Here is a 25,296-nt window from a genome sequence, read left to right as displayed (position 1 = left end):
CGGAGTCCTTTTTTTATGCGTGCGAGAAAGTGAAGCGGAATCAGCTATTTAGCCCCTCCCAAAAGCCGCAACTTGCATGCAGGCACGATGGCCTTCATGCAAGTTGCACGATTCCGAAAATCACGCGATTTCTTAACTAGTTGTTTTATAAGGAGTTTTAGCTGGTTGGTGACTTGGCACACTGCCTGCAATATCCCTGGTAGCGCTGCAGCACCAAGATTTACGTACTGCAGTCTTTTAATAAAACAGGAGTTACTCGTATGAAGAAGTTCGCTCTCGCTACTGCTACCGCTCTGACTCTGGCCATGGGTGCTAACGTAGCCTTTGCTCAGACTTCCCAAGCCCCTATGACCCTGGCGGCTGGTGAAGCGACCCAGGCTAAGGAAAGCGTTTCGGATACTTGGATCACCACCAAAGTCAAAGCTGACCTGCTGACTGAAAAAGGCATCCCAGGTTCGGACATCAAGGTTGAAACCAACAAAGGTGTGGTTTCCCTGTCTTCCGACGTAGCTATCTCGGACTCGCAGAAAGCGACCGCTGTAGCGATCACCAAGAAAATCAAAGGCGTGACTGCTGTTTCGGCAGACGGCCTGCTGGCTGGCGGCGCTACCAAGGCTGACGGTATCGACAAAACCAAAGGCGCAGCCCATAACGCTGGAGAGGCGACTAGCGATACTTGGATCACCACCAAGGTGAAGGCTGATCTGGTTACCGAGAAAGGTATTCCTGGCACCGACATCAAGGTTGAAACCAACAAAGGCGTTGTGTCCCTGTCGTCCCCTACCGCTGTAACCGCTTCGCAGAAAGAAACGGCTGTTGCGATCGCCAAGAAAATCAAAGGCGTTAAAGCTGTATCGGCCGATGGCCTGAAAGCAGAGTAACGCTGCAGGTTTCGTCTGAACTGAATGGCGGCGGCGTGGGGTGAGTTAGTTATCCATCCCATGCACCTCTGGAGTTCATGCGACCGACCACACGGATGTGGTCATTACAGGCCCCGGCACTTGTGTCGGGGCCTGTTCTATTTGGCGCAGGCGAGGCAAAAAAAATGTGAGAGGGGGCTTGCTCCCGATAGCGGTGCAGCAGTCAACATATCATTGACTGCGGCACCGCTATCGGGAGCAAGCCCCCTCCCACATTAGTTACTCAGCATCCAGATGCATCGGCGTCACGACCCGGCCATCCTTCTCGGCCTGCCCCAACTGCGCATCAATGAAGTACACGCGGTCGTCTTCCAACTTCGCCTTATCCACCAGATAGTCCTTGATGGTACTGGCGCGGTCCTGGCCCAGCTGGCGCAGCAGCACGTCGCTGCCACTCCAGAACTTGATCACGCCGTCCTTGAGCCTGGCTGTGCGCTCGTCAGTGCCAAGGTCTTTCCATTCGGCCGGTGGTTGCTGTTTCAGACGGGTACGGTAGATGCCCTCCAGCAAAGGCGCCTTTTCCTTCTCCGGCACCACAAGCAATGACGCCTGGGCCGGGACTTTATCGCCGCGACGCTGCAGGATTTTGTAGTAGTTGTACTGGTACTCACGCTCCAGCCGTTGTGCGGCCAGCAACGGGCCGTCACTGCTGGCCGCTGCGGTCCCTTCGATTTCCAGGCGCAGGGCAGGGCGTTCCTTGAGTGCCTTGGCCAGCGTGTTGAGGGCGCCTTCGGCGTCTTTATTCAATTCACTGGAGCCCGCGGCGAACGACACATTACCCAGGTCTTCCGAGCCCCCGCCGGTAACCAGCCCGCCAATGAACTTGAAGGGTGCCGTCGCTGCGCGTACCACGAGGTTACGCAGGGTTTGCCACACAATCGGCATCACGCTGAATTGTGGGTTGTTCAAGTCACCGGTGACCGGCAATTCGATGGAGATCTTGCCGTCGCTGTCCTTGAGCAGGGCAATTGCCAGGCGAATCGGCAAGTCCACGGCATCGGCGCTGTCGACCTTCTCACCCAGTTGCAGCTGCTCGACCACCACCTTGTTCTCGGCCTTCAACTGGCCCTTGGTGATCATGTAATGCAAGTCCAGGTTCAGGCGACCCTTGCGGATTCGAAAGCCCGCGAATTTGCCCGAGTACGGGGTCAGGGTGGTCAACTCGACGCGTTTGAAGCTGGTCGCGATGTCCAGCGCTGCCATGGGGTCAAACGGGTTTACGCTGCCTTTGATGGTCACTGGCGCATAACGGTCTACCTTGCCCTTGATGTCGACGCTGGCCGGCTTGGCCTGGCGACTGTCAATGGTGCCGATCTGGCCGTTGAGTTGTTGAATCGCGGTGGCGAAGTTGGGCGTGAGGCTGAAGTCGGCGAAATTGGCCGAGCCGTCGTTGATCGCAATCTGGCCGATGCGGATGCCCAGCGGCTTGTCTTTGCTTGATGCCGACTTGGCCGCCGGCTTGGTACCGCTGTCGGCCGGCTGTGGAATCAGCAGGTCGTCAATGTTGGTGGTGCGGTCATCGTTGATCATGAAGCGCGCATAGGGCTGCAGCAGGTTGACCTTGTCGATCGTCAGGCTGTCGCCATGCTGGTAATTGACGCCTTCCAGCACCAGCCGCTGCCATTTGAGGAAGTCGCGGGACTTGAGGGTGTCGAGGGTGTGCAGCTGATCTATCTGTGCCCGGCCAGTGACCTGGAGGGCCAGCGGCTCGGTGCTTTTCAGGTTCACGTCCAGATTGCTGCCGAGCATGCCGCTGCGCAGCTCCAGGCGGATGAACGGGCTGATGTAGGCTTGGGCGACGCGCAGGTCGATGTCCTGGGTGTTCACCTTCAGCTTGGCGCTGACCGGGTTCAGGTTGACCTCGCCGGTTGCCTGGATCTTGCCTTGCTTGCCCAGGCCGGTGTCGACCTTCAAGCTAAAAGGGCTCTGGTTGAGGCTGTCGAAGTTCTGCACGTCGACGTTCAACGGGCCCAGCTCCAGTGCTACCGCAGGGCTGGCCTGACGGTCAGCCAAGTGCACCTGGTAATTGCGCAGTTGCACATCCTTGAGCAGCACTTGCCAGGGTTTGTTCGGCGCCGCCGGTGGCGCTTCAGGCGAATCGGCCGTGGCTGGCGCGGAGGCGGGCTCAGGGGGCTTGGCCGGTTTGCCGGGTTGGCTGGCGAACAGCTTTTGCCAATCCAGTTGCCCATCGGCTTCGCGGGCAGCCCAGGTTTCCAGCTTGTTGCTGCGGATCTTGCCGATCACCACCTTCTGTTTGGCCAGGTCCACCGTGGTCTCGCTGACGTCCAGGCGTTCCAGGCGTGCCAAGGGCCGGCCATCCGGCGCCTTGATCGCAAAGGGCGCGATGCTGGCGACGGTGTTGGTCAGGTTCAGTTCGGTCTCTTTGGCCAGGCTGAATTTATAGTCGGTGCTGAAATTGAGCACACCGTCCTCGAGCACCAGCGGCAACGCATCGCGCACGTACGGCCACCAGGCTTTCATCTTGCCGTCGGTGACTTTCAGCGAGCCTTCGGAGGTGATCGGTACCAGGCTGAAGTTGCCTTTCCAGTCGATCTGCCCACCCTCGGGGCCGGCGGCCACCAGGGTCATGTCGGCGTTATCTTCCGGCAAGGTGCTGAGGTTTTTCAGCTCGAAGTCGAGTGTGTCGTAGAGAAATTCGATGGGTTCGCTGGGGCGCAGATCCTGGAAGTGCACATAACCGCGCGCCAGCTTGATGCTGTCGATACGCAGCGGGAAAGGCTTGGCATCGGGGTCTGCGGGGGTTGGTTCGCTCGGCGGCAACTTGAACAACTGCGCCAGGTTCAGTTGGCCGGACTTGTCGAAGAGCAGTTCGGTCTTGGGCTGCTCGAGTTGCACATCGGCCAGGTGCAGGGCGCGGGTCCAGAGACTGTCGATCTGCAGGTTGGCGTAGAGGCGCTCGAAACCCAACTGTTCCTTGCCCGGTTCACCAATCTTCAGGCCCCATAGCGTCAGCTCCAGGCTGAACGGGTTGAGCTCGATACGCTCGATACGCGCCGGTACCGTCGCGTAATCGGCCAACTGTTGGTTGGCAATGCGAAGGGCAATGCCGGGCAGAATCAGGAAGCCCAGCAAGCTGTACAACGCAAGGGCGGTCAACAAGGCGCCTAGGGCGCGGATCAATCCTTTGGGCATGGGTGACGCCATCTATGTCGAACGAGAGTGCCTTGGAGTATGGCACGGGATTTCGGTTCCGAAGAACCGCGGGGCTTGGGAAACTTCCTACAATTGCAGGATCAGGGTCTTCAGCGGAGGTTGCTGATCTTTCGACGGAAAGTCCGCTCCCGGCGCCATGGCCTGCCAATCGCGTACAGGGCGGCCGGCTTTTTCCGCGCAACGCAGCACCTGTTCGCGCCAGTCCTCCATGCTCACTTTCGCCAGGTTATTGCAGCAAATGAGCACACCATTATCGGCGGTGGCCAACAATGCCGGCTTGAGCAGGCTTTGGTAGTCGCGCAACAGGTCGACGGTGCCGAACGCGCTTTTGGCCCAGGCGGGGGGATCGAGTAGCACCAAGTCATATTGACGCTGTTCCAGGCGCGGATAGCTCGGCAGTTTCTGGCCACGGCGCTGGGTGATCGCAAGGCCGGCCAGTTGGCGAATGGCCGGGAAATAATCGGACTGCACGAATTCCATCGTCGGCACGTGCGGGTTAAGCAGGCCGTTCTCGCGCCCTACGGCCAGGTTGCCCTCGGCAAAGTCCAGGTTGCAGACCTCGCGTGCGCCACCGGCAGCGGCGCTCAAGCCGACGCCACAGGTGTAGGCGAACAGGTTGAGCACGCTTTTACCGGCGCTGTGGTCCTTGACCCAGCCACGGGTGTTGCGCAGGTCGAGAAACAGCAGCGGGTCCTGCCCGGCATGCCGTCCACGCACACGGTAGTTAAGGCCCCATTCGTGACCGACCAGGTCTTCCAGTGCGGCAGGTTCGGCGCGGTATACCGCGTCTTCACGGTCGATACGCGAATTGCCACGGGAGCGGTCGTTGTATACCAGCAGCAACTCCAGGCCCATGTAGTGGTTGATCAGTTGGTGCAGGTCCAACAGCTCAGCGCTTTGCAGGGATTGGTGGAAGCTTTGCACCAACAATTGCGGTCCGTAGCGGTCGATTGTCAGGCCGCCGGCGCCTTCCTGGCTGCCGTGGAACAAACGGTAGCAATCGGTACCTTGGGCATGCAGTTCACTGATCAGGTCTTGGCGATGATCGAGAGCGGCGCGCAGCGCCTGGTTCAAGGGAGTCATGGAGCGCGCCTTGCTTGCGGGTAAATGAGTACAAAGGGGGCGCGCAGTTTAACAGCCCCGGCCTGAACAGGCCGGGGGTTATTTCGAGGCTATCGGTTCAGGTGTTGCTATCGGTTCAGGTGTTGCTATCCGTTCAGGCGTTGCTATCGGTTCAGGCGTGCGTCGATCAGGCCATCCACCACGCTCGGGTCGGCCAGCGTCGAGGTATCGCCCAGGCTGTCCAGCTCGTTGCAGGCAATCTTGCGCAAAATCCTGCGCATGATCTTGCCGGAGCGGGTTTTTGGCAGGGCGGGCGCCCATTGGATCAATTCCGGCTTGGCGAAGCTGCCGATTTCCTTGCTGACCAACTCCAGCAGGTGCTTTTTCAGCGCATCGCTGGGTTCGACACCGTTCATAGGCGTGACGAAGGCATAAATGCCCTGGCCTTTGACGTCGTGGGGGTAGCCGACCACCGCGGCCTCGGCGACCAGGTCATGCAGCACCAGGGCGCTTTCGACTTCGGCAGTCCCGATGCGATGGCCGGATACGTTGATAACATCGTCGATTCTCCCGGTGATCCAGTAATCGCCCTGCTCATCGCGCCGCGCGCCGTCGCCGGTGAAGTAGTAACCGGGGTAGGGTTTGAAGTAGGTGTCGAGCATGCGTTGCGGATCGCCATAGACGCTGCGAATCTGCCCCGGCCAGCTGGCTTTGATCGCGAGCACGCCGCTGCCGGCACCGCTGATTTCCTTGCCTTGCTCATCCAGCAACACCGGCTGTACGCCGAACATCGGCTGGGTGGCACACCCTGGCTTGATAAGCTGGGCGCTGGCCAGCGGGCTGAGCATGATGCCGCCGGTTTCGGTCTGCCACCAGGTATCGACAATTGGGCAGCGCTGTTCGCCGACGGCGTTGAAGTACCAGTCCCAGGCTTCCGGGTTGATCGGCTCACCGACGCTGCCCAGCAGGCGCAAGCTGGCGCGGGAAGTGCTTTGCAGCGGGCCGTGACCTTCACGCATCAGGGCGCGCAATGCGGTTGGCGCGGTGTAAAAAATATTCACCTGGTGTTTGTCGATGACCTGCCAGAAGCGCGAGCTGTCCGGGTAGCTTGGCACACCTTCGAACATCAACGACGTAGCGCCATTGGCCAGTGGGCCATAGACGATGTAGCTGTGGCCGGTAACCCAGCCCACGTCGGCGGTGCACCAGAACACTTCGCCCTCGCGGTAGTCCAGTACGTACTTGAAGGTCATCGCCACGTGCAGTAGATAGCCGCCGGTGCTGTGCAAGACGCCCTTGGGTTTGCCCGTGCTGCCGGAGGTATAAAGAATGAACAGCGGGGCCTCGGCGTCCATCGGCTCGGGCGGGCAATCGTAGCTCGCGGCCGCCACGGCCTGTTGGTACTTGAGGTCGCGGCCTTCGTTCCAGTTCACGTTTGCGCCGGTGTGCTGGACCACCAGGACGGTGCTGACGTTCGGGCAACTGGCCAGTGCTTTATCTACGTTGTGTTTCAGCGCGACCGGTTTGCCGCCGCGTACGCCTTCATCGGCGGTGATAACCGTGCGGCAGTCGGCATCCAGTATGCGGTCGCGCAGGGCGTCCGGTGAGAACCCGCCAAACACCACCGAGTGCACCGCGCCAATGCGTGTGCAGGCCAACATGGCGTAGGCCGCTTCCGGGATCATTGGCATATAAATGCACACCCGGTCGCCTTTGCTTACGCCACGGCTCTTCAGCACGTTGGCCAGGCGGCTGACGTGTTGATGAAGTTGGCGGTAAGTGATGGTGGAAGATTTTGTCGGATCATCGCCTTCCCAGATGAAGGCCGGCTGATCGGCACGCTGGGGCAAGTGACGGTCGATGCAGTTGTAGCTGACGTTCAGTTGGCCGCCGGCAAACCATTGCGCAGCGCCGGTGTTGATGTCGGCGCTATGGACGGTGTGCCATGGCGTTATCCAATCGAGAAAGCTCTTGGCCTGGTCAGCCCAGAAGGCGTCCGGCTGTTCGATGGATTGGCGATAGAGGCGCTGATAGTCCTCTTGGCTGAGTTGCGCAGCCCGACGGACGGCATCGGCGACAGGGAATTGGCTGATATCGAACATGAGCGCTCCTTATTCTTGTTTTGCGACAAGTCATAAAGATGCACCCTGAGGAGAGAGGGTTCAAGGCCAACGTCCAAACGGACATTGGCCCTGAAGTCGCCGGATCAGCCGCGGTGACGGCCGCGGAAGTAGTTGATCAGGCCCTGGGTCGAAGCATCCTCGGCCGAGGTTTCTTCGGCGCCGGTCAGGCGGTTGTAGACGCCTTTGCCCAACTCTTTACCCAGCTCGACACCCCATTGGTCGAACGCGTTGATGCCCCAGATCACGCTCTGGACGAACACCTTGTGCTCGTACATCGCAACCAGCGCGCCGAGGCGACGGGGGCTGATGCGTTCAACCACGATGGTGTTGCTCGGGCGGTTACCCGGGATCACCTTGTGCGGCGCGAGTTTCTGCACATCGGCCTCGGGGATGCCTTTTTCGCGCAGCTCGGCTTCGGCTTCGGTGCGGGTCTTGCCGAGCATCAATGCCTGGCTCTGGGACAGGCAGTTGGCGTACAGCCACTGGTGGTGATCGGAGACCGGGTTGAAACTCACGATCGGCACGATGAAGTCGGCCGGGATCATTTGGGTGCCTTGGTGCAGCAACTGGTGATAAGCATGCTGCCCGTTGCAGCCCACGCCGCCCCAGATGACCGGGCCGGTATCGGTGGCGACCGGCGTGCCGTCCTGGCGCACGCTCTTGCCGTTGGATTCCATGTCCAACTGCTGCAAATGCTTGGTGATGTTACGCAGGTAATGGTCGTACGGCAGGATCGCATGGCTCTGCGAACCCCAGAAATTGCCGTACCACACGCCCAGCAAGCCCAGCAGTACCGGCATGTTGTCTTCGAACGGCGCGTTCTGGAAATGCTGGTCCATGGTGTAGGCACCGGACAGCAGTTCCTTGAAGTTGGACATGCCGATCGCCAGGGCAATGGGCAGGCCGATCGCGGACCACAGCGAGTAACGACCGCCGACCCAGTCCCACATCGGGAAGATGTTTTCTTCGCGGATACCGAACGCCACGGCCGCTGCGTTGTTGCTCGACACGGCGATGAAGTGGCGGTACAGCTCGGCTTCCGAGCCGCCCTGCGCCAAGTACCAGGCGCGGGCAGCCTGGGCATTCTTCAGGGTTTCGAGGGTGTTGAAGGATTTGGACGAGACGATAAACAGCGTGGTCTCGGCGCGCAGCTTCATGGTCAGCTCGTGGAACTCGCTGCCGTCGATGTTCGCCAGGTAATGGCAGCGCACGCCTTTATGGGCGTAGGACAGCAGCGCTTCGGAGACCAGCTCCGGGCCGAGGAACGAACCACCGATGCCGATATTCACCACGTCGGTGATCGGCTTCTCGGTGTAGCCACGCCACAGGCCGTCGTGGATGCGGCCGACCAGGTCAGTGATCTGGTTCAGCACTTTGTGCACGTCCGGCATGATGTTCACGCCGTTGACCGACAACTTGTCGCCTACCGGGCGGCGCAGGGCGGTATGCAACGCTGGGCGGCCTTCGGAGGAGTTGACCGGCTCGCCGGCATACAGCGAGTTGATCGCGTCTTTAAGGCCGACTTCGTTGGCCAGGCCCACCAGCAGGTCGCGGGTTTCGCCGGTGATCAGGTTTTTCGAGTAATCGAGGAAAAGCCCGCAGCTGCTCAGGGTGAATTCTGAAAAACGCTGGGGGTCGGCATTGAAGGCCTCGCGCATGCTGAAATCCTGCATGGCTTGGCGATGTTGATTGAGCGCTTGCCAGGCGGGCAGCGCGGTAACGTCATGAGGGGTGCGGTAGTACGCCATCGCTGCGGGTTTCCTTTTTATTACAGGGACTGCCTTTTAGGACACTTCAAAATCCGGAACATCCAGTCTTTTAACTGGCCACGGGTTCCGGACAGCGCTAACCATACGCGCAGGGCGATTACATTAAACCTAGCGTGTCGATATGTCTTGGCTTTGTCTGCGCTGTAGCCGGTACTTTTTTATACCGGCGCAGCGTTTAGGGCAATCGGCGGGCTGTTGGCAGGGGTCAGTCGAGGGTCAGATGCAGGTTGTCGATCAGGCGAGTCGCGCCCAGATAGGCCGCCACCAGAATCACAATGTCCCGATCCTCAGGCGTGGCTGGCCTCAGGTGTACGCCTTGGCGCACTTCCAGGTAGTCCATGCGCAAACCAGCGGCTTCGATCTGCTGGATGTGCTCGGCGCGCAGCCTGGCGAAATCACGCTCACCGCTTTTGATGGCGGCGGCAATCTGGCTGAGGCTGCGGTACAGCACCGGTGCAATCGCGCGCTGCTCTTCGGTGAGGTAGCCATTGCGCGATGACAGCGCCAGGCCATCGGCTGCGCGGACGGTCGGCTCGCCGATGATCTGGATCGGCATGTTCAGGTCATGCACCATGGCGCGAATCACCGCCAGTTGCTGATAGTCCTTCTGGCCAAATACGGCCATGTCCGGCTGGACCATGTTGAACAGCTTGCTGACCACCGTGGCGACACCTTCGAAATGGCCTGGACGGCTGGCGCCGCACAGGCCTTCGGACAGCAGCGGAACGCTGACGCGGGTCTGGCCGGTCATGCCGCCGGGGTACATTTCCTCCACCGTTGGCGCGAACAGCAGGTTACAACCGGCTTGCAGCAGCCGTTCCTGATCGGCGGCGAGGGTGCGCGGGTATTTGTCCAGGTCTTCGCCGGCGCCGAATTGCAGCGGGTTGACGAAAATGCTCGTCACCACGAAATCCGATTGCTGCGCAGCCTTGCTCACCAGGGTCGCATGGCCACTGTGCAGGTTGCCCATGGTCGGCACGAAGCCGATGCGCTTGCCGGCGTTGCGCGCGTGGGTCACGGCGGCGCGCAGTTCGCGCAGGGTTTTAACGGTGTTCATGCAGAGAATCCGTGTTCGGCGCCAGGGAAGGTCACGGCCTTGACTTCGCTGACATAAGCGCTCAGTGCGGCGTGAATGCTGGGCTGGCCGGCCATGAAGTTTTTCACGAACTTGGGCACGTGGCCGCTGATCGACAGGCCGAGCATGTCGTGCAGCACCAGCACCTGGCCATCGGTGGCGGAGCCAGCCCCAATGCCGATCACCGGTACTTTGACAGCCTGGGTGATTTCGGCGGCCAGTTCGCTGGGTACGCACTCCAGCAAAATCATCGCGACGCCGGCTTGTTCCAGGGCGATGGCATCGGCGCGCATCTGGCGTGCCTGGGCTTCATTGCGGCCCTGGACCTTATAGCCACCCAGGAGGTTGACCGACTGCGGCGTCAGGCCCATGTGCGCGCAGACCGGTACGCCGCGCTCAGCCAGCAGCCGGATCGACTCGGCGAGCCATACGGCACCTTCGACCTTGATCATGTGCGCACCCGCCTGCATCAGTTTGCCGGCGTTCTGGAAGGTCTGTTCGAGCGTGGCATACCCCATGAATGGCAGGTCGGCGATGATGAACGCACCGTCATTGCCACGCTTGACGCTGGCGGTGTGGTACGCGAGTTCATCAGTGGTGACGGGGAGCGTGCTGTCATTCCCTTGCAGAACCATGCCCAGGGAGTCGCCTACCAGCAACACCTCGACCCCGGCCTGGCAACAGGCGTGGGCGAAGGTCGCGTCGTAGCAGGTCAGCATGGTGATTTTTTCACCCTTGAGCTTGAGGCTCTGCAAGGTGGTCAGGGTAATGTCTGGCATGAAAAGGGTCCTCGTTCAGGCGCTTGGAAACAGCGAGTAACGCGCGTGAGTCTTCGTTTATACAGGCGCACCGTCTTGATAGCAGTGCTTATATGGCCTGGATTGCGCCCTTCAGCGCCGGGTTGGCGGCGGCGGGACGCCTATAGTCGTGAGGAGGACACGGGAAGTCAATTGGATGTGTTACCGCCTTGTTACGATGGCGGTGTTACCGCTGTTACGGACGCGATTGTAGGAGGGAGCTTGCTCGCGAAGAATCCAAGGGCACCGCGTTCAATCAGGCTGAGCGCGTGATCGTTGACGATTTTCGCGAGCAAGCTCGCTCCTACAGAGGCAAGCGTTCCAGGCCGACGAATGGGCAGGCCTCAAGCAGGTCGCTGAGGCTTTGTCCGTCAGGTAATCGCATGTGGGCAGGCACCAGCTCAGCCAATGGATAAAGCACGAACGCCCGCAGGTGCATCTGGTAATGCGGCACCTTGAGGCGCGGCTCATCAATCAGGCGATCACCGAATAACAGGATATCCAGGTCCAGGGTGCGTGGGCCCCAACGCTCAGTGCGCTCGCGGCCCTGGTCGTTTTCGATGGTGTGCAGCGCGTCGAGCAGGCGCAGCGGGGTGAGGTTGCTGTCCACGGCCGCCACCGCGTTGGTGTAGCGCGGTTGGCCTGGCAGCAGGGAGTCGCTTTGATAGAAGGCGGATACATCGACGAGGGCCGTGCCAGGCAAGTGCGCCAGAGCTTCGATAGCGTTGCGCAGTTGCTGCTGTGGGGCAGCCAGGTTGCTGCCCATGCCGATGTAGATACGTTCCACGTTTATTCGCCCGTTGCGCCCGAGGCATCGGCGGCGCTGCGTTTGCGCTTGCTGGAGCTGCGGCGGCGCTTTTTCGGCCCTTCGCCGACGCTGTCGCCTTTGCTGCCAAGCTCACGAATCATCTCGCGCCGCTGGCTGTCATTGGCATCCTGATAGTCGGTCCACCATTCGCCCAGGCCGTCGGTCTGCTCGCCGGCGCTTTCGCGCAGCAACAGGAAGTCGTAGCCTGCGCGAAAGCGCGGGTTGTCCAGCAACAGGTCGGCGCGTTTGCCACTGCGGCGCGGCAGGCGCTCCTGCATGTCCCAGATTTCGCGGATCGGCAGGGTGAAGCGTTTCGGAATGGCGATGCGCTGGCACTGTTCGGTGATCAGCTCGTGGGCGGCTTCCTGCATGGCAGGGATCGGCGGCATGCCACGGTCCTGCAAGCGCAGTACGCGTTTGGGCAGGGCCGGCCACAACAGGGCGGCAAACAGGAACGCCGGGGTCACCGGCTTGTTCTGCTTGATGCGCAGGTCAGTGTTGATCAACGCTTCGCTGATCAGTGTGTGGGTGTACGTCGGGTTGTGTTCCAACGCCTCGGCGCTGGCCGGGAACAGTGGATCGAACAACTGCAGGTCGACGAGCATTTCAAAGGTGTCGGCCGCGTAACCCGAAAGGAACAGCTTGAGCACTTCTTCAAACAGGCGTGCCGACGGGATTTCCCGCAGCATCGGTGCCAGTTCGCGAATCGGTGCGGCCGTGTGTTTCTCGATACCGAAGTTGAGCTTGGCGGCGAACCGCACGGCGCGCAGCATGCGCACCGGGTCTTCCTGGTAGCGCTGCGTCGGGTCGCCGATCAATCGGATCAGGTTGTTGCGGATATCGTGTACGCCATTGGCGTAATCGAGGATCCGCTCGCTGACTGGATCGTAATACAGGGCATTGATGGTGAAGTCGCGGCGTTGCGCGTCTTCTTCCAGGGTGCCGTAGACGTTGTCGCGCAGGATGCGCCCGCTCTCGTTGCGAGAAGACTGATTGGTATCTTCCTCTTCATCGTTTTGCGGGTGGCCGGCGCGGAACGTCGCGACCTCGATGATTTCGCGACCGAAGTGGATATGCACCAGCTTGAAGCGGCGCCCGATGATCCGCGCATTGCGGAATTCGGCACGCACCTGTTCAGGCGTGGCGCTGGTGGCGACGTCGAAATCTTTCGGCGTGATATTGAGCAGCATGTCACGTACGCAGCCGCCCACCAGGTAGGCCTGGTAACCGGCGTTCTGCAAACGTTCGACGATGTTCACCGCATAACGGCTGAATTGAGCGCGCTGCAATGAATGCTGATTGCTGTTAAGCACTTCAGGCGTGCTGCGAATGTGTTGCGTACGACGCAAGGGAGAACGGAATGACTGGAACAACTTCTTCAGCATGGGATGCACTGTTTGAAGGAATGTTCGGCCATAACGAAGAATGACCGCATGATGGGCCGGGATTCTAGCATTTAGTCAGGGGATGGTGTAGGAACAAGCTGCAGGCGTTGCGCCATAAGCGTTTAAAAGGCAAATCCAGGGGCTAACTGACGGAAACTACAAGGGGAGCCGAAGCTCCCCCAGAAGTAGTTGCGTACTCTATTTTTATTATGGTGTCGGGCTTCTTGTTTTTGTTGATCGCCCTCGCCATGAAGCTTCACCTTCATGGCACTCCCAATCGGGAGCCAAGAGCAAACGGATTGCTTTGGTCGCTGTGTTGCTGATCTACGATCCAACCAGTTCAGGCTCTGCCTTAGGGCAGTTTTTGTTGTTCTCGGCCTGGTTGCGGGGCAAGCCCCAATGCAACGCCTCTCCAAAAGAATCAGTTAGCTGCGCCTCCGCCGTGTTGTTTTTGTTATGCGTGAGTCGATTCGTCTTATTTTTATTGTCTGGTACAAAGCTTGTTATTGTTTTTGTACTAAGCATATAGCAGGGTGCGTGCCAACTTTTGCGAAGCCCAGCAAAATCATGGGGTTGAGGCGGTTTCAGGGTTTTGACGGGCGAAAAAAAGCCGGGGCTTCGTTACCGTAAGCCCCGGCTTTTGTTACGCGACATATCTGCGGTAACAGTTTTTTCACATTAGCAGGTGTTACCTCAGCTCTCGCTGGGAACACCGGTCTTGCGCCGCGGAATGCCCAGGCGTTGGCGACGTTCCCACAGGCACTTGCGGCTTACGCCCAGCTTGCGGGCCAGTTCGGTTTCGGTCATGTGGTCCTGGTGCTCGAGGACGAAATGCTGGAAGTAGTCTTCCAGGGACAAATCTTCCGTCGGCTCATGGCTGGTCGCGCTACCTGCGCCCTGTTGTGGCGCCAGGCCGATGAAGTCGTCGTCGTCCAGATCGCTGAGCTCGATATCGATGCCCAACAGCTCGGCGGATATTTCCGGGCTTTCCGACAGGATGACCGCGCGCTCGACGGCGTTCTCCAGTTCGCGCACGTTGCCCGGCCATGCATAATGCCGGATCGCCTGCTCCGCGTCCGGCGCAAATTTCAGATCGGTACGGTTGATGCGCGCGCTCTGGCGCAGCAGGAACGCGCTGGCGATCTCGTTGACATCGGCGCCACGCTCGCGCAGTGGCGGCAGCTTGAGCGCAATCACATGCAGGCGGTAATACAGGTCTTCACGGAACTGGCCGATCTTGGCCAGGCTCTTGAGGTCACGGTGCGTCGCTGCGATCAGGCGTACATCGACCTTCTGCGATTGCACTGAACCGACCCGGCGAATCTCGCCTTCCTGCAGCACCCGCAACAAGCGCGCCTGGGCCTCCAGGGGCAACTCGCCGATTTCGTCGAGGAATAGCGTGCCGCCGTCGGCGGCTTCGACCAAGCCGGCGCGCCCGGCGCTGGCACCGGTGAACGCGCCTTTTTCGTGGCCAAACAATTCCGACTCGATCAGGGATTCGGGGATCGCCGCGCAGTTCACCGAGATCATCGGGGCCTTGGCGCGCCTGGACAGGTTATGCAGCGCGCGGGCCACCAGTTCCTTGCCGGTGCCCGACTCACCCTGGATCAATACATTGGAGTCGGTCGGCGCCACTTTGCGGATCTTGCTGTACAGGTCCTGCATCGGCGGGCAGGAGCCAATGATGCCGATTTCGCCGTTACTGTTATCGACGCCCGGTTTGTCGGCTGCTTTTCCTGCCGGACGCGGTTCAGATGGCGCACTGCTGGCCGACTGGCGGTCACGCAGGATGCGCGCCACAGCCTGCAGCATCTCGTCATGGTCGAAAGGCTTGGCGATGTAGTCCACCGCGCCCATCTTCATCGAGTCCACCGCCGAGCGCAGGCTGGCGTAGCTGGTCATGATCAGCACCGGAGTGCCCTGGCCCAGCTTGATCAATTCGGTACCCGGAGCGCCCGGCAAGCGCAGGTCGCTGACGATCAGGTCGAACGTGGGAATGCTGAACCGCTCCTGGGCTTCCTGCACCGAGCCGGCTTCGCTGACCTGGTACTGATTACGTTCAAGCAGGCGACGCAAGGCAGAGCGGATAATGGTTTCGTCTTCGACGATCAAAATGTGCGGCATTGATTCAATTCTCTCGACGGTCTCAGTTCACAGCGGACGTCGCTTCGACATGACGCGGCAAGGTCACCCGGATACGGGTGCCGCGTTGGCTTTCGGTGTCAGCCGGGCTGTCGATGGTGATTTGTCCATAATGCTCTTCAACGATGGAATAGACCAGTGCAAGGCCCAGACCGGTACCTTCACCTGGATCCTTGGTGGTGAAGAAGGGTTCGAACAATCGGTCCATGATGTTCTGTGGAATGCCGCTGCCTTCATCTTCCACGATCAGGTCGACCGTGTGCTCGAAAGCCTCGCTCTTGACGCGCACCGCACTGTGCGGCGGGGACGCATCGCGGGCGTTGGACAGCAAGTTGATCAGGACCTGGGCCAGGCGTTGTGAGTCGCCATCGACCCAGTGGTCCGGATCGCACAGGTTAAAGAACTGTACTTCGAAATTGCGCCGGTTCAAGGCCAGCAGCCCAATGGCATCCTGCGCCACCTTGGCCAGGCACACCGCTTCGTCTTGATTCTGATGGGCGCCGGAGTGGGCGAAGCTCATCAGCGACTGCACGATGCGCGACACGCGCTTGGTCTGCTCGAGGATCTGCCCGCTGATCTCGGTGATTTCACCGTCCTCCTCGCGCTCTTCCCGCAGGTTCTGCGCCAGGCAGGCGATACCGGTGATCGGGTTGCCGATCTCATGCGCCACACCGGCGGCCAGGCGACCAATACTGGCCAGGCGCTCGGAGTGCACCAGCTTGTCTTCGAGCATCTGGGTGTCGGTGAGGTCTTCCACCAGCAACACCAGGCCGCTGTTGCCCGGGGCCAGGGGCTCGTCAATGGCGGCCTTGTGCAGGTTGAGCCAACGGGTCTGGCCGTCGAGGGCCAAGTGCTGCTTGTGCAAATGCTCATCGGGCAGGTTGATAAAACCTTGCAACAATTCTTTCCAGGGGTCACCGAGGGTATTGAGGCGAGAGCCGACCACGCGCTGCGCGGCGATGCCGGTAAGCTCTTCCATGGCCTTGTTCCACATCAGGATTTCCTGGTCCTTGGCCAGGGAACACACGCCCATCGGCAGTTCCTGCAGGGTCTGGCGGTGGTAACGGCGCAGGGCATCGAGTTCGGCGGCGAGGCCGGTGAGGCGTGAGTGATAGTCCTCCAACCGGCTTTCGATGAAATGGATGTCTTCGGTCACATAGTTTTCGCCGCCAGCCTTGTAGGGCAGGAAGGTTTCCACCATGTCCTGGGACACGCTGGGGCCCATCAGCCCGGACAAGTTGGCTTCGATACGGTCGCGCAAGCGCCGCAGCGCATAGGGACGGCGCTCGTCGAACGGCAGGTACAGATCGCGCAAGGCTTGTTCGACTTCCTTTTGCGCGGCCTTGGCGCCGAGCGGCTTGGCCAGTTGCGTGGCGAATTCCTGGGGCGAGGCCGCATGCAGTTCGCGGCGTTGCGGACGGCGCACGTTGTCCACCGCGCAGGCCTCGGCGGCGCTGGTTTCTTCGGGGCTGGCGTTGGTGAACAGCGAGATCAGGGTGAACATCAGGACGTTGGCGGCCAGCGAGGCGATTGCTGCCATGTGCCAGCTGGTGTCATCCAGCACGTAAATCATATTCAGCAACGGTATGTAGAAACCCTGCAGGTTGCCGACCAGCGGTAGCAGCATAGTCACCAGCCACACCAGGATGCCCGCCAGCAACCCGGCGATAAAGCCACGGCGATTGGCGGTCGGCCAGTACAGCACCGAGAGCACGCCCGGCAGGAACTGCAAGGTGGCGACAAAGGCCACGATGCCGAGGTTGGCCAGGTCCTGCCCGGCGCCCAGCAGCAGATAAAAGGCATAGCCGGCCATGATGATCGCGACGATCAGCGCGCGGCGCGTCCATTTCAACCAGCGGTAGATGTTGCCTTCGGCCGGTGGTTGGTACAGCGGCAGCACCAAGTGGTTGAGCGCCATCCCGGAAAGTGCCAGCGTGGTGACAATGATCAAGCCACTGGCCGCCGACAAACCGCCGACATACGCCAACAGCGCCAGGGCCGGGCTGTTGGCGGCAATGCCGATGCCGAGGGTGAAATACTCAGGGTTGGTGGTGGCCCCCAGTTTCAGGCCGGCCCACAGAATCAGCGGCACCGCCAGGCTCATCAACAGCAGGAACAGTGGCAAACCCCAACTGGCGCTGACCAATGAGCGTGGGTTGAGGTTTTCGGTGAAGGTCATGTGGTACATGTGCGGCATCACGATCGCCGAGGCGAAGAATACCAGCAGCAGCGTGCGCCAGGGGCCTTCCTGCAGGGGCGTGTGCAAGGCGGCGAGGGCGGTCTGGTTTTGCAGCAGCCACAATTCCAGCTGTTGCGGGCCGTCGAACACGCCGTAGAGCGCATAAAGGCCGACGCCGCCGATGGCGACCAGCTTGATCACCGACTCAAAGGCAATCGCAAACACCAGGCCCTGGTGTTTTTCGCGGGTGGCGATATGGCGTGAGCCAAAGAAAATGGTGAACAGGCTGATCAAGGCGCAGAAGGCCAGGGCAACGCGATGTTGCACCGGCTCGCGGGTGAGGATGCTGATCGAGTCGGCCACTGCCTGGATCTGCAGGGCCAGCAACGGCAGCACGCCGATCAGCATGAAAATCGTGGTGAGTGCGCCGGCCCAGGTGCTGCGAAAACGAAAGGCAAACAGGTCCGCCAGGGAGGACAACTGATAGGTGCGGGTGATTTTCAAAATCGGGTACAGCAGCACCGGCGCCAGCAGGAACGCACCGGACACCCCCAGGTAGCTGGAGAGGAAACCGTAGCCGTATTGATAGGCCAGGCCCACCGTACCGTAGAACGCCCAGGCGCTGGCGTATACGCCCAGGGACAAGGTGTAGGTCAAGGGATGGCGAATGATCGCCCGCGGAATCATTCCACGCTCACTGATCCAGGCGACGCCGAACAACGCCGCCAGGTAGGCGGCGCTGATCAGCAGCATCTGGGTGAGGCTAAAGCTCATCGGCATCTTTTTGGCTCTGCAGGATGAAGGTCACGACGATCAGGATCAGCCAGAGCAGATAAGGACGGTACCAGGCGCCCGTGGCATCGATCCACCAGTCCATGATGGCGGGGGAAAACAGGTAGATCCCGACGACCAGCAGCAGGACCAATCGATAGATGTACATGTTGGCCTCTGATTGAAGAATTGCGGCGATGGTAACGGATGGCTGGCAAGCTGCAAGCGCCTTCAGTTCAATTGCGCTTCGGCCAGGGTGAGTGTGCGTGGGATCCGTGTGGCATCCCACTGCCGAATGCCCCAATCCAGCAGTTCCCTGGGGCTGGCGTAAAGCAGCTCGTCACCGGCCGGCTGGCCAAGGGCGCGTAGCGCTCTGAGTAACAATGGCGTGGCCTGGTCTGCGGTCAGCGGTGGCGAACGGTACGACTTGCCCAGTTTGTGACCGTCCGGCTGGACGATCAGCGGCACATGCAGATAACGCGGCTGGCGCAGGCCAAGCAATTCCTGCAGGTAAAGCTGGCGTGGCGTGGAATCGAGCAGGTCGGCACCGCGCACGATGTCGGTAACGCCTTGCCAGGCGTCATCCAGGACCACGGCCAGTTGATAGGCGTACAGGCCATCGCGGCGGCGGATGATGAAATCGCCTACATCGCGTCCCAAGTGCTGTCGGAATTCGCCCTGTACGCGGTCGGTAAAATGATATTCAAGCTCGGGCCCGCGCAGACGGATAGCCGCATCTTGCTGATCGTGGCCGGCATTGCGGCAAAGCCCGGGGTAAATCCCGTTGTAGGGTTCCAGCTGTTTGCGCGAGCAGGTGCAGGCGTAGGCCAGGCCGTGGTTGAACAGGTCGTTCAGCACCTTGGCGTAGGCGTCGTGCCGCTCGCTTTGCCGGATCAGTTCACCATCCCACTCAAAGCCGTAGCTTTCCAGGGCGTGCAGGATTGCCGTCTGGGCGCCGGGTTCTTCACGGGGTGGGTCGAGGTCTTCCATGCGCATCAGCCAGCGGCCTTGATTGGCGCGGGCATCGAGGTAGGAGGCGAGGGCGGCGACCAGGGAGCCGAAGTGCAGATGGCCGCTGGGCGTGGGGGCGAAGCGCCCGATATAGGTAGAGGCAGTCATGGGCCGGATACTACTGGAAAATCGGTAAACGCCAGCAACAAAAATGGGGCGTTCGCACGCCCCATTCGTTCAGCTCGACAAGCATTACTTGCCGACCTGTTTTTCCTTGATTTCGGCCAAGGTCTTGCAGTCTACACAGAGGTCCGCGGTCGGGCGGGCTTCCAGGCGACGAATACCGATCTCGACGCCGCAGGATTCGCACCAGCCGTATTCTTCGTCTTTGATCAGTTGCAGGGTCTTGTCGATCTTCTTGATCAACTTGCGCTCGCGGTCGCGGGCGCGCAGTTCGAGGGCGAACTCTTCTTCCTGGCTGGCACGGTCGGCCGGGTCAGGGAAGTTGGCTGCTTCGTCCTTCATATGGTCAACCGTGCGGTCGACTTCCTGCATCAAATCCTGTTTCCACTTGTTCAGGATCTTGGTGAAGTGCTCGCGCATGGGCTCGCCCATGTACTCCTCGCCCTTTTTTTCCACATAGGGTTCGAAGCCGCCGAGGCCTTGAGTCTGCTGTTGCTTTGCTTGGGTGGACATGAATAGACCGCCTCTCACTCTTCTAATCCATTGCGCAGGATTGCAACGTCACCGACACCTGCCGGCCCTGCGGCTGCAAGCGGGCGAACTTACCAGATAGATTCGGGGTGCGCCACTCCCGGTTGTCGAGCCTGTCGCGTCGGGGGTTGCAAACTGCAGCGGCCCGTCGTGGCTGGGTATGTCTCGTCTCGAATGTTGATTTTAGTCGTTTTGCCGGCGCTTGCCTTGCCGTGAAGTCGGCCGGGCAGGCAATAGAACATGTTTTATCGCGAGGGTTCGGTAGAATCCTGATTTTGTCCTCACCGTCTAGGAAGGCTAATGGCTCAGCCCTACAGTGCGCGCAGTCGCGCCATCGAACCTTTTCATGTCATGGCATTGCTGGCGCGCGCCAATGAGCTGCAGTCAGCCGGCCACGACGTGATCCATCTGGAAATCGGCGAGCCGGATTTCACCACCGCCGAACCGATTATCCAGGCAGGCCAGGCCGCGTTGGCCAACGGCAAGACCCGTTACACCGCCGCCCGTGGGCTGCCCGAATTGCGCGAGGCGATCAGCGGTTTCTACCAGCAACGCTACGGGTTGAACATCGATCCGCAGCGCATTCTGATCACGCCCGGCGGCTCCGGCGCGTTGTTATTGGCCACCAGTCTGCTGGTGGATCCGGGCAAGCACTGGCTGCTGGCGGATCCGGGCTACCCCTGCAACCGGCATTTCCTGCGCTTGATCGAGGGCGCGGCGCAGTTGGTGCCGGTCGGCCCGCAAGTGCGCTACCAGTTGACCGCCGACCTGGTGGCTCAACACTGGAACCAGGACAGCGTCGGCGCACTGGTGGCCTCCCCGGCCAACCCCACCGGGACGATTCTCACGCGAGACGAATTGGCCGGGCTGTCGAGTGCCATCAAGGCGCGCGACGGCCATCTGGTGGTGGATGAGATCTATCACGGGCTCACCTACGGCACTGACGCCGCGAGCGTGCTGGAAGTCGACGACGATGCCTTCGTTCTGAATAGTTTTTCCAAGTATTTCGGCATGACCGGCTGGCGCCTGGGCTGGCTGGTGGCGCCACCGGCGGCGGTCGGTGAATTAGAGAAGTTGGCGCAAAATCTCTACATCAGTGCGCCAAGCATGGCCCAGCATGCGGCCCTGGCCTGTTTCACCCCACACACCCTGGGCATTCTGGAGGAGCGCCGCGCCGAGTTTGGCCGGCGCCGCGACTTCCTGCTGCCGGCCCTGCGCGAGTTGGGATTCGGTATCGCCGTAGAGCCCGAAGGCGCGTTCTATCTCTATGCCGATATCAGCGCGTTTGGCGGAGATGCCTTCGCGTTCTGTCGCCATTTCCTGGAAACCGAACATGTAGCCTTTACCCCCGGGCTGGATTTCGGTCGCTATCAGGCGGGTCATCATGTGCGTTTTGCCTACACGCAAAACCTCGACCGGCTACAAGAGGCGGTGGAGCGGATTGCCTGTGGCCTGCGGAGTTGGCAAGGCTGATGCATTTTCATCCTCCCCTCGAAGAAGGGCGGCTGATCCGCCGCTACAAGCGTTTTCTCACCGATATCGAAACCGTTACCGGCGAGTTGCTCACCATTCACTGCCCCAACACCGGTTCGATGCTCAACTGCATGGTCGAAGGTGGCCAGGTCTGGTTCAGCCGTTCCGCCGACCCCAAGCGCAAATTGCCAGGCACCTGGGAAATCGCTGAAACACCCCAGGGCCGGCTGGCCTGTGTCAACACGGCACGCGCCAATCAGTTGGTCGAGGAGGCATTGAGGGCCGGGCTGATCACTGAACTCAATGGCTTTACCGCGTTGAAACGAGAAGTGCCTTACGGTCAGGAACGAAGCCGGATCGATTTTCGCCTGGAATACCCGCACGGGGCGGCGTTTGTCGAAGTCAAAAGTGTCACCTTGGGCTTTGATGGCACCTCCGTGGCGGCGTTCCCCGATGCGGTGACTCAGCGCGGTGCCAAGCACTTGCGGGAGCTGGCCCACCTGGCGCGTGAAGGTGTGCGGGCGGTGCAGTTGTACTGCGTTAATTTGTCGGGGATCGATGCGGTGCGCCCAGCGGTGGAAATTGACGCGGGCTACGCCGCCGCGTTGCGTGAGGCCAAGGCAGCGGGTGTGGAGGTGCTGGCGTACGGCGTGCGGGTCACGCCTGAAGAAATTTGTATCGAACGGCCGTTGAAGGTGCTGCTGGGCAACTAGAGTTGCACCCACAGGCCTTGTGCGTCTTCGCGGCCTGGCAGGGCGGTGAGGCTTTGGCCTGCGCACGGGCCGGCGATGCATTCGCCGCTTTCGATCAGGAACAGCGCGCCATGGGTGGCGCATTGAATCAGGCTGGCGCTGGAGTCGAGGAAGCTGTCCGGTTGCCATTCCAGTGGGATGCCGCGATGGGGACAGCGGTTGACATAGAAGTAGGCAACGCCAGCGCGCCGCACGGCCAACAGTTTGCAACCGTCGATATCAAAACCGAGGCTGCTGTCGGGCGCCAAGGCCTCGGAGGGGCAGAGAAACTTCATTTCAATCCTTAAGTGCCTTGACGTTCAAATGCAAACAATTATCAAATGCCCGCTTCGCCCGCCAGCTGATCGGGTGCTCACTACGATGCCGGGTAGGGTTTATCTGTCACATCAATGAGTGCTTGAGCGGCCCCGCCTTGGAAGGAAACCCTGTTATGCGCCTGAGTGCCAGCGTTATTGCGCTAGTTGCCGGACTGCTGGTCAGCCACGCGGCCCAAGCCTTGGACCTGCCGCAACGCTGGGTCAGCGCCGGTGGCGCGTTATCGGAATGGGTGACGGCATTGGGAGGTGAGCCAAAGCTGGTCGGCGTGGACACCACCAGCCAGCATCCAGCGTCGCTCAAGGCATTGCCCAGTATTGGTTATCAGCGTCAATTGTCGGCCGAGGGCATTCTCAGCCTGCGCCCGCAGGTGCTGGTGGGGACCGAAGAGATGGGGCCACCACCGGTGCTGGCGCAGATCCGCAACGCGGGCGTACAGGTAGAGATGTTCTCGGCACAACCGGATTTACCCAGCCTGAAAGCCAACCTGGGGCACTTGGGCAAGCTGCTGGGTCGTGAGGCCAAGGCCAGCGAATTGATTACCGGATATGAGCAGGCGCTGGATCAACAGAAAGCCTGGGTGACCAAGGCACAGCTGACGCAAAAAGCGCCCGGTGTGCTGCTGTTGCTCGGGCATGCCGGCGGCAAGCCGTTGATCGCCGGTAAAGACACCGCCGCTGACTGGCTGCTGGAGCAGGCCGGCGGCCATAATCTGGCGACTCACAGTGGTTACAAGCCGTTCTCGGCGGAGTCGCTGGCCGGGTTGAGCCCGGATGTGCTGGTAGTTGCTGATCGGGCGCTCAGTGGTGAAGCGGCCCGAGTGGCGTTGTTCAAGGAAAACCCCATCCTCGCTTCTACGCCAGCGGCCAGGAATGGCCGGGTGCTGGAGTTGGACCCGACGCTGCTGGTGGGCGGGCTCGGGCCGCGCTTGCCGCAAAGCCTGGTGCAGTTGTCCGCTGGGTTTTACCCGTCCCAGGTTGAACCCGCCCCATGACCCGGTTGGTCAAACCGAAAACGCTGTTTATCGGGCTGGCGCTGTTATGTCTGCTGGCGATCTGGCTTTCATTGGCCCTGGGACCGGTCAGCCTGCCGTTGTTCGACACGCTCAGGGCTGCGTTGCGAATGATCGGAGTGCCGATTGAGGCCCAGGGGCTCGAACAGGCAGAGTTGATCCTGGGGCAGATTCGCTTGCCGCGCACGTTACTGGGCCTGGCCGTGGGCGGTGTGCTCGCCTTGTCGGGGGTGGCGATGCAGGGCTTGTTTCGCAACCCGCTGGCCGATCCTGGCTTGGTGGGCGTGTCCAGTGGCGCGGCGTTGGGGGCTGCGGTGGCAATTGTCGGCGGATCTTTTTTTGGCGGGCTGCCGGAGGCGCTCGGGCCGTATCTTTTGTCGATTTGCGCGTTTCTGGGCGGCCTGGGCGTCACGGCGCTGGTGTATCGACTGGGCCGACGCAATGGCCAGACCAACGTTGCAACAATGTTGCTCGCCGGCATCGCGCTGACTGCACTGGCCGGTTCTGCTGTAGGTCTGTTTACCTACCTGGCGGACGACGCCACCTTGCGTACCCTGACATTCTGGAACCTGGGCAGCCTCAATGGTGCCAGCTATTCACGTCTATGGCCGTTGCTGCTGGTGAGCGCGGGCGTGGCGCTGTGGTTGCCGCGCCGGGCGAAGGCCTTGAATGCGCTGTTGCTGGGTGAGTCCGAAGCCAGCCACCTGGGCATCGATGTGGAAAAGCTCAAGCGTGAGCTGGTGTTCTGTACGGCGCTGGGCGTTGGCGCGGCGGTGGCAGCGGCGGGCATGATCGGTTTTGTCGGGTTGGTGGTGCCGCATCTGGTGCGGTTGCTGGCGGGGCCTGACCATCGGGTGTTATTGCCGGCTTCCGTGCTGGCAGGCGCGAGTTTGTTGCTGTTGGCGGATCTGGTGGCGCGCTTGGCATTGGCGCCGGCGGAACTGCCGATCGGTATCGTCACTGCGTTTATTGGCGCGCCATTGTTTCTCTATTTATTGCTGCGAGGGCGCGCCTGATGCTGCGGGTAGAAGCGTTGCAGGTCCGCCGCGGGCGTAAAACCGTATTGGCGGATGTCACCCTGGAGCTGCTGCCGGGCGAAGTGCTCGGTGTATTGGGGCCCAATGGTGCAGGCAAAAGTACCTTGCTCAGTGCGCTGTGCGGCGAGTTGACACCTGATCAGGGCAAGGTCTGGCTGGATCAGCAAGAGTTGAAGCAGTGGAGCGGCGCACAACGGGCCCAGCGTCTGGCGGTACTGCCCCAGAGCTCGACCCTGGACTTCGCGTTCCGCGTCGAAGAGGTTGTAGGACTGGGGCGTTTGCCGCATCAGACCGGGCGAGTACGCGATGAGGAAATCATCAGCGCGGCACTGCAGGCGGCGGATGTAGGGCACTTGAGTGGTCGCAGTTACCTGGCCTTGTCGGGCGGGGAGCGCCAACGGGTACACCTGGCCCGTGTATTGGCGCAATTGTGGCCGGGGGAAGCGGGCCAGACGCTATTGCTGGATGAGCCGACATCGATGCTCGATCCGTTGCATCAGCACACGACCTTGCAGGCGATCCGTCGCTTTGCCGATCGTGGCGCAGCGGTATTGGTGATCCTGCATGACCTGAACCTGGCCGCGCGTTACTGTGATCGAATTCTGTTGCTGGAGAACGGATGCCCGCGCGCCCTGGACACGCCCGCACAGGTGCTGCGCCCCGATCCGCTCAAGGCGGTGTTTGGTCTGGATGTGCTGGTGCAGTTGCATCCGGAGCGTGGTCATCCGTTGATCATCGCGCGTTGACCCGGGTTCTTGCAGGCAAAAAAAGACCCGGCAAGAGCCGGGTCAAATAACCGTGATTAGCCTGATGAGGAGATAATCTGAGAGTCCGAAC

At 60.8% G+C, this 25,296-nt stretch carries 20 protein-coding genes; 6 read left to right on the top strand and 14 right to left on the bottom strand.

Features of this window, described 5'->3' with window-relative positions; all coding sequences use genetic code 11:
• The first annotated feature begins 260 nt into the window (after positions 1-260).
• Entirely contained in the window at positions 261-881 is a 621-nt protein-coding gene (locus C4J92_RS22475) for a BON domain-containing protein (protein ID WP_124371891.1), read from the top strand.
• Positions 882-1,139: 258 nt separating this feature from the next.
• On the opposite strand, the gene C4J92_RS22470 is transcribed toward C4J92_RS22475, so the two are convergent.
• The 13 genes from C4J92_RS22470 to dksA form a co-directional block, all read right to left on the bottom strand.
• Positions 1,140-4,073, bottom strand: a complete 2,934-nt coding sequence (locus C4J92_RS22470; RefSeq protein WP_124405305.1) for a DUF748 domain-containing protein — start codon at positions 4,071-4,073, stop codon at positions 1,140-1,142.
• 87 nt (positions 4,074-4,160) lie between these two features.
• The gene (locus C4J92_RS22465) at positions 4,161-5,177 is read right to left on the bottom strand and encodes a class I SAM-dependent rRNA methyltransferase (RefSeq protein ID WP_124405304.1); all 1,017 of its coding nucleotides are present in this window, start codon (positions 5,175-5,177) and stop codon (positions 4,161-4,163) included.
• Between the two features lie 143 nt (positions 5,178-5,320).
• Positions 5,321-7,258, bottom strand: coding sequence for an acetate--CoA ligase (acs, locus tag C4J92_RS22460; RefSeq protein ID WP_124405303.1), 1,938 nt, complete (start codon positions 7,256-7,258; stop codon positions 5,321-5,323).
• 104 nt (positions 7,259-7,362) lie between these two features.
• Positions 7,363-9,027 carry a glucose-6-phosphate isomerase gene (pgi, locus tag C4J92_RS22455; RefSeq protein WP_124405302.1) on the bottom strand — a complete coding sequence of 555 codons (1,665 nt, stop codon included), beginning with the start codon at positions 9,025-9,027 and terminating at the stop codon, positions 7,363-7,365.
• A gap of 226 nt (positions 9,028-9,253) precedes the next feature.
• Positions 9,254-10,105 (bottom strand): pantoate--beta-alanine ligase, encoded by an 852-nt coding sequence (panC, locus tag C4J92_RS22450; RefSeq protein WP_124364429.1) that lies wholly within the window; start codon positions 10,103-10,105, stop codon positions 9,254-9,256.
• Positions 10,102-10,902, bottom strand: coding sequence for a 3-methyl-2-oxobutanoate hydroxymethyltransferase (gene panB, locus C4J92_RS22445; protein ID WP_124368371.1), 801 nt, complete (start codon positions 10,900-10,902; stop codon positions 10,102-10,104). Before panB ends, panC begins: the two co-directional genes overlap by 4 nt.
• A 322-nt stretch (positions 10,903-11,224) precedes the next feature.
• The gene (folK, locus tag C4J92_RS22440; RefSeq protein ID WP_124405301.1) at positions 11,225-11,707 is read right to left on the bottom strand and encodes a 2-amino-4-hydroxy-6-hydroxymethyldihydropteridine diphosphokinase; all 483 of its coding nucleotides are present in this window, start codon (positions 11,705-11,707) and stop codon (positions 11,225-11,227) included.
• Between the two features lie 2 nt (positions 11,708-11,709).
• Complete coding sequence (locus tag C4J92_RS22435; RefSeq protein WP_124368369.1) at positions 11,710-13,113, bottom strand: polynucleotide adenylyltransferase PcnB; 1,404 nt, start codon at positions 13,111-13,113, stop codon at positions 11,710-11,712.
• A gap of 693 nt (positions 13,114-13,806) precedes the next feature.
• A complete protein-coding gene (locus tag C4J92_RS22430; RefSeq protein ID WP_124405300.1) occupies positions 13,807-15,237 on the bottom strand; it encodes a sigma-54 dependent transcriptional regulator in 1,431 nt (476 codons plus the stop codon).
• A gap of 22 nt (positions 15,238-15,259) precedes the next feature.
• Positions 15,260-18,214, bottom strand: a complete 2,955-nt coding sequence (locus tag C4J92_RS22425; protein WP_164484567.1) for a sensor histidine kinase — start codon at positions 18,212-18,214, stop codon at positions 15,260-15,262.
• On the bottom strand, positions 18,198-18,374 hold the full coding sequence (locus tag C4J92_RS22420; protein ID WP_003176118.1) for a hypothetical protein: 177 nt from the start codon (positions 18,372-18,374) through the stop codon (positions 18,198-18,200). Before C4J92_RS22420 ends, C4J92_RS22425 begins: the two co-directional genes overlap by 17 nt.
• A gap of 62 nt (positions 18,375-18,436) precedes the next feature.
• Positions 18,437-19,324 carry a tRNA glutamyl-Q(34) synthetase GluQRS gene (gluQRS, locus tag C4J92_RS22415; RefSeq protein ID WP_124405299.1) on the bottom strand — a complete coding sequence of 296 codons (888 nt, stop codon included), beginning with the start codon at positions 19,322-19,324 and terminating at the stop codon, positions 18,437-18,439.
• Between the two features lie 84 nt (positions 19,325-19,408).
• A complete protein-coding gene (dksA, locus tag C4J92_RS22410) occupies positions 19,409-19,852 on the bottom strand; it encodes an RNA polymerase-binding protein DksA (RefSeq protein ID WP_003194150.1) in 444 nt (147 codons plus the stop codon).
• Between the two features lie 318 nt (positions 19,853-20,170).
• Here dksA and C4J92_RS22405 point away from each other — a divergent pair, with 318 nt between their 5' ends.
• Both C4J92_RS22405 and sfsA read left to right on the top strand, forming a co-directional pair.
• The gene (locus C4J92_RS22405; protein ID WP_124405298.1) at positions 20,171-21,343 is read left to right on the top strand and encodes a pyridoxal phosphate-dependent aminotransferase; all 1,173 of its coding nucleotides are present in this window, start codon (positions 20,171-20,173) and stop codon (positions 21,341-21,343) included.
• Entirely contained in the window at positions 21,343-22,056 is a 714-nt protein-coding gene (gene sfsA, locus C4J92_RS22400) for a DNA/RNA nuclease SfsA (protein WP_124405297.1), read from the top strand. Before C4J92_RS22405 ends, sfsA begins: the two co-directional genes overlap by 1 nt.
• Here the strand turns inward: sfsA and C4J92_RS22395 are convergent.
• Complete coding sequence (locus tag C4J92_RS22395) at positions 22,053-22,370, bottom strand: Rieske 2Fe-2S domain-containing protein (RefSeq protein ID WP_124364420.1); 318 nt, start codon at positions 22,368-22,370, stop codon at positions 22,053-22,055. The genes sfsA and C4J92_RS22395 overlap by 4 nt on opposite strands.
• A 155-nt stretch (positions 22,371-22,525) precedes the next feature.
• On the opposite strand from C4J92_RS22395, the gene C4J92_RS22390 reads away from it, so the two are divergent.
• The 3 genes from C4J92_RS22390 to C4J92_RS22380 are packed head-to-tail and all read left to right on the top strand — an operon-like array spanning position 22,526 to position 25,205.
• Complete coding sequence (locus C4J92_RS22390) at positions 22,526-23,404, top strand: hemin ABC transporter substrate-binding protein (RefSeq protein WP_124405296.1); 879 nt, start codon at positions 22,526-22,528, stop codon at positions 23,402-23,404.
• A gap of 50 nt (positions 23,405-23,454) precedes the next feature.
• Positions 23,455-24,438: an iron ABC transporter permease gene (locus C4J92_RS22385; RefSeq protein WP_164487573.1), complete on the top strand. Its 984-nt coding sequence runs from the start codon at positions 23,455-23,457 to the stop codon at positions 24,436-24,438.
• Complete coding sequence (locus C4J92_RS22380; protein WP_124405294.1) at positions 24,438-25,205, top strand: heme ABC transporter ATP-binding protein; 768 nt, start codon at positions 24,438-24,440, stop codon at positions 25,203-25,205. The genes C4J92_RS22385 and C4J92_RS22380 overlap by 1 nt, the downstream gene beginning before the upstream one ends.
• Positions 25,206-25,296 lie beyond the last annotated feature (91 nt).

It is taken from the genome of Pseudomonas sp. R3-18-08 (assembly GCF_003852065.1).
Lineage (GTDB): Bacteria > Pseudomonadota > Gammaproteobacteria > Pseudomonadales > Pseudomonadaceae > Aquipseudomonas.
Note: the sequence above shows the minus strand (reverse complement) of the source record. Positions and strands in the feature narration are given on the sequence as shown.

Bases quoted from the DNA above. Each gene is read 5' to 3' on its own strand.
- C4J92_RS22475 (WP_124371891.1), top strand. From the start codon at position 261: ATGAAGAAGTTCGCTCTCGCTACTGCTACCGCTCTGACTCTGGCCATG.
- C4J92_RS22470 (WP_124405305.1), bottom strand. From the start codon at position 4,073: ATGCCCAAAGGATTGATCCGCGCCCTAGGCGCCTTGTTGACCGCCCTT.
- C4J92_RS22465 (WP_124405304.1), bottom strand. From the start codon at position 5,177: ATGACTCCCTTGAACCAGGCGCTGCGCGCCGCTCTCGATCATCGCCAA.
- acs (WP_124405303.1), bottom strand. From the start codon at position 7,258: ATGTTCGATATCAGCCAATTCCCTGTCGCCGATGCCGTCCGTCGGGCT.
- pgi (WP_124405302.1), bottom strand. From the start codon at position 9,027: ATGGCGTACTACCGCACCCCTCATGACGTTACCGCGCTGCCCGCCTGG.
- panC (WP_124364429.1), bottom strand. From the start codon at position 10,105: ATGAACACCGTTAAAACCCTGCGCGAACTGCGCGCCGCCGTGACCCAC.
- panB (WP_124368371.1), bottom strand. From the start codon at position 10,902: ATGCCAGACATTACCCTGACCACCTTGCAGAGCCTCAAGCTCAAGGGT.
- C4J92_RS22435 (WP_124368369.1), bottom strand. From the start codon at position 13,113: ATGCTGAAGAAGTTGTTCCAGTCATTCCGTTCTCCCTTGCGTCGTACG.
- C4J92_RS22430 (WP_124405300.1), bottom strand. From the start codon at position 15,237: ATGCCGCACATTTTGATCGTCGAAGACGAAACCATTATCCGCTCTGCC.
- C4J92_RS22425 (WP_164484567.1), bottom strand. From the start codon at position 18,214: ATGCCGATGAGCTTTAGCCTCACCCAGATGCTGCTGATCAGCGCCGCC.
- C4J92_RS22420 (WP_003176118.1), bottom strand. From the start codon at position 18,374: ATGTACATCTATCGATTGGTCCTGCTGCTGGTCGTCGGGATCTACCTG.
- gluQRS (WP_124405299.1), bottom strand. From the start codon at position 19,324: ATGACTGCCTCTACCTATATCGGGCGCTTCGCCCCCACGCCCAGCGGC.
- dksA (WP_003194150.1), bottom strand. From the start codon at position 19,852: ATGTCCACCCAAGCAAAGCAACAGCAGACTCAAGGCCTCGGCGGCTTC.
- C4J92_RS22405 (WP_124405298.1), top strand. From the start codon at position 20,171: ATGGCTCAGCCCTACAGTGCGCGCAGTCGCGCCATCGAACCTTTTCAT.
- sfsA (WP_124405297.1), top strand. From the start codon at position 21,343: ATGCATTTTCATCCTCCCCTCGAAGAAGGGCGGCTGATCCGCCGCTAC.
- C4J92_RS22395 (WP_124364420.1), bottom strand. From the start codon at position 22,370: ATGAAGTTTCTCTGCCCCTCCGAGGCCTTGGCGCCCGACAGCAGCCTC.
- C4J92_RS22390 (WP_124405296.1), top strand. From the start codon at position 22,526: ATGCGCCTGAGTGCCAGCGTTATTGCGCTAGTTGCCGGACTGCTGGTC.
- C4J92_RS22380 (WP_124405294.1), top strand. From the start codon at position 24,438: ATGCTGCGGGTAGAAGCGTTGCAGGTCCGCCGCGGGCGTAAAACCGTA.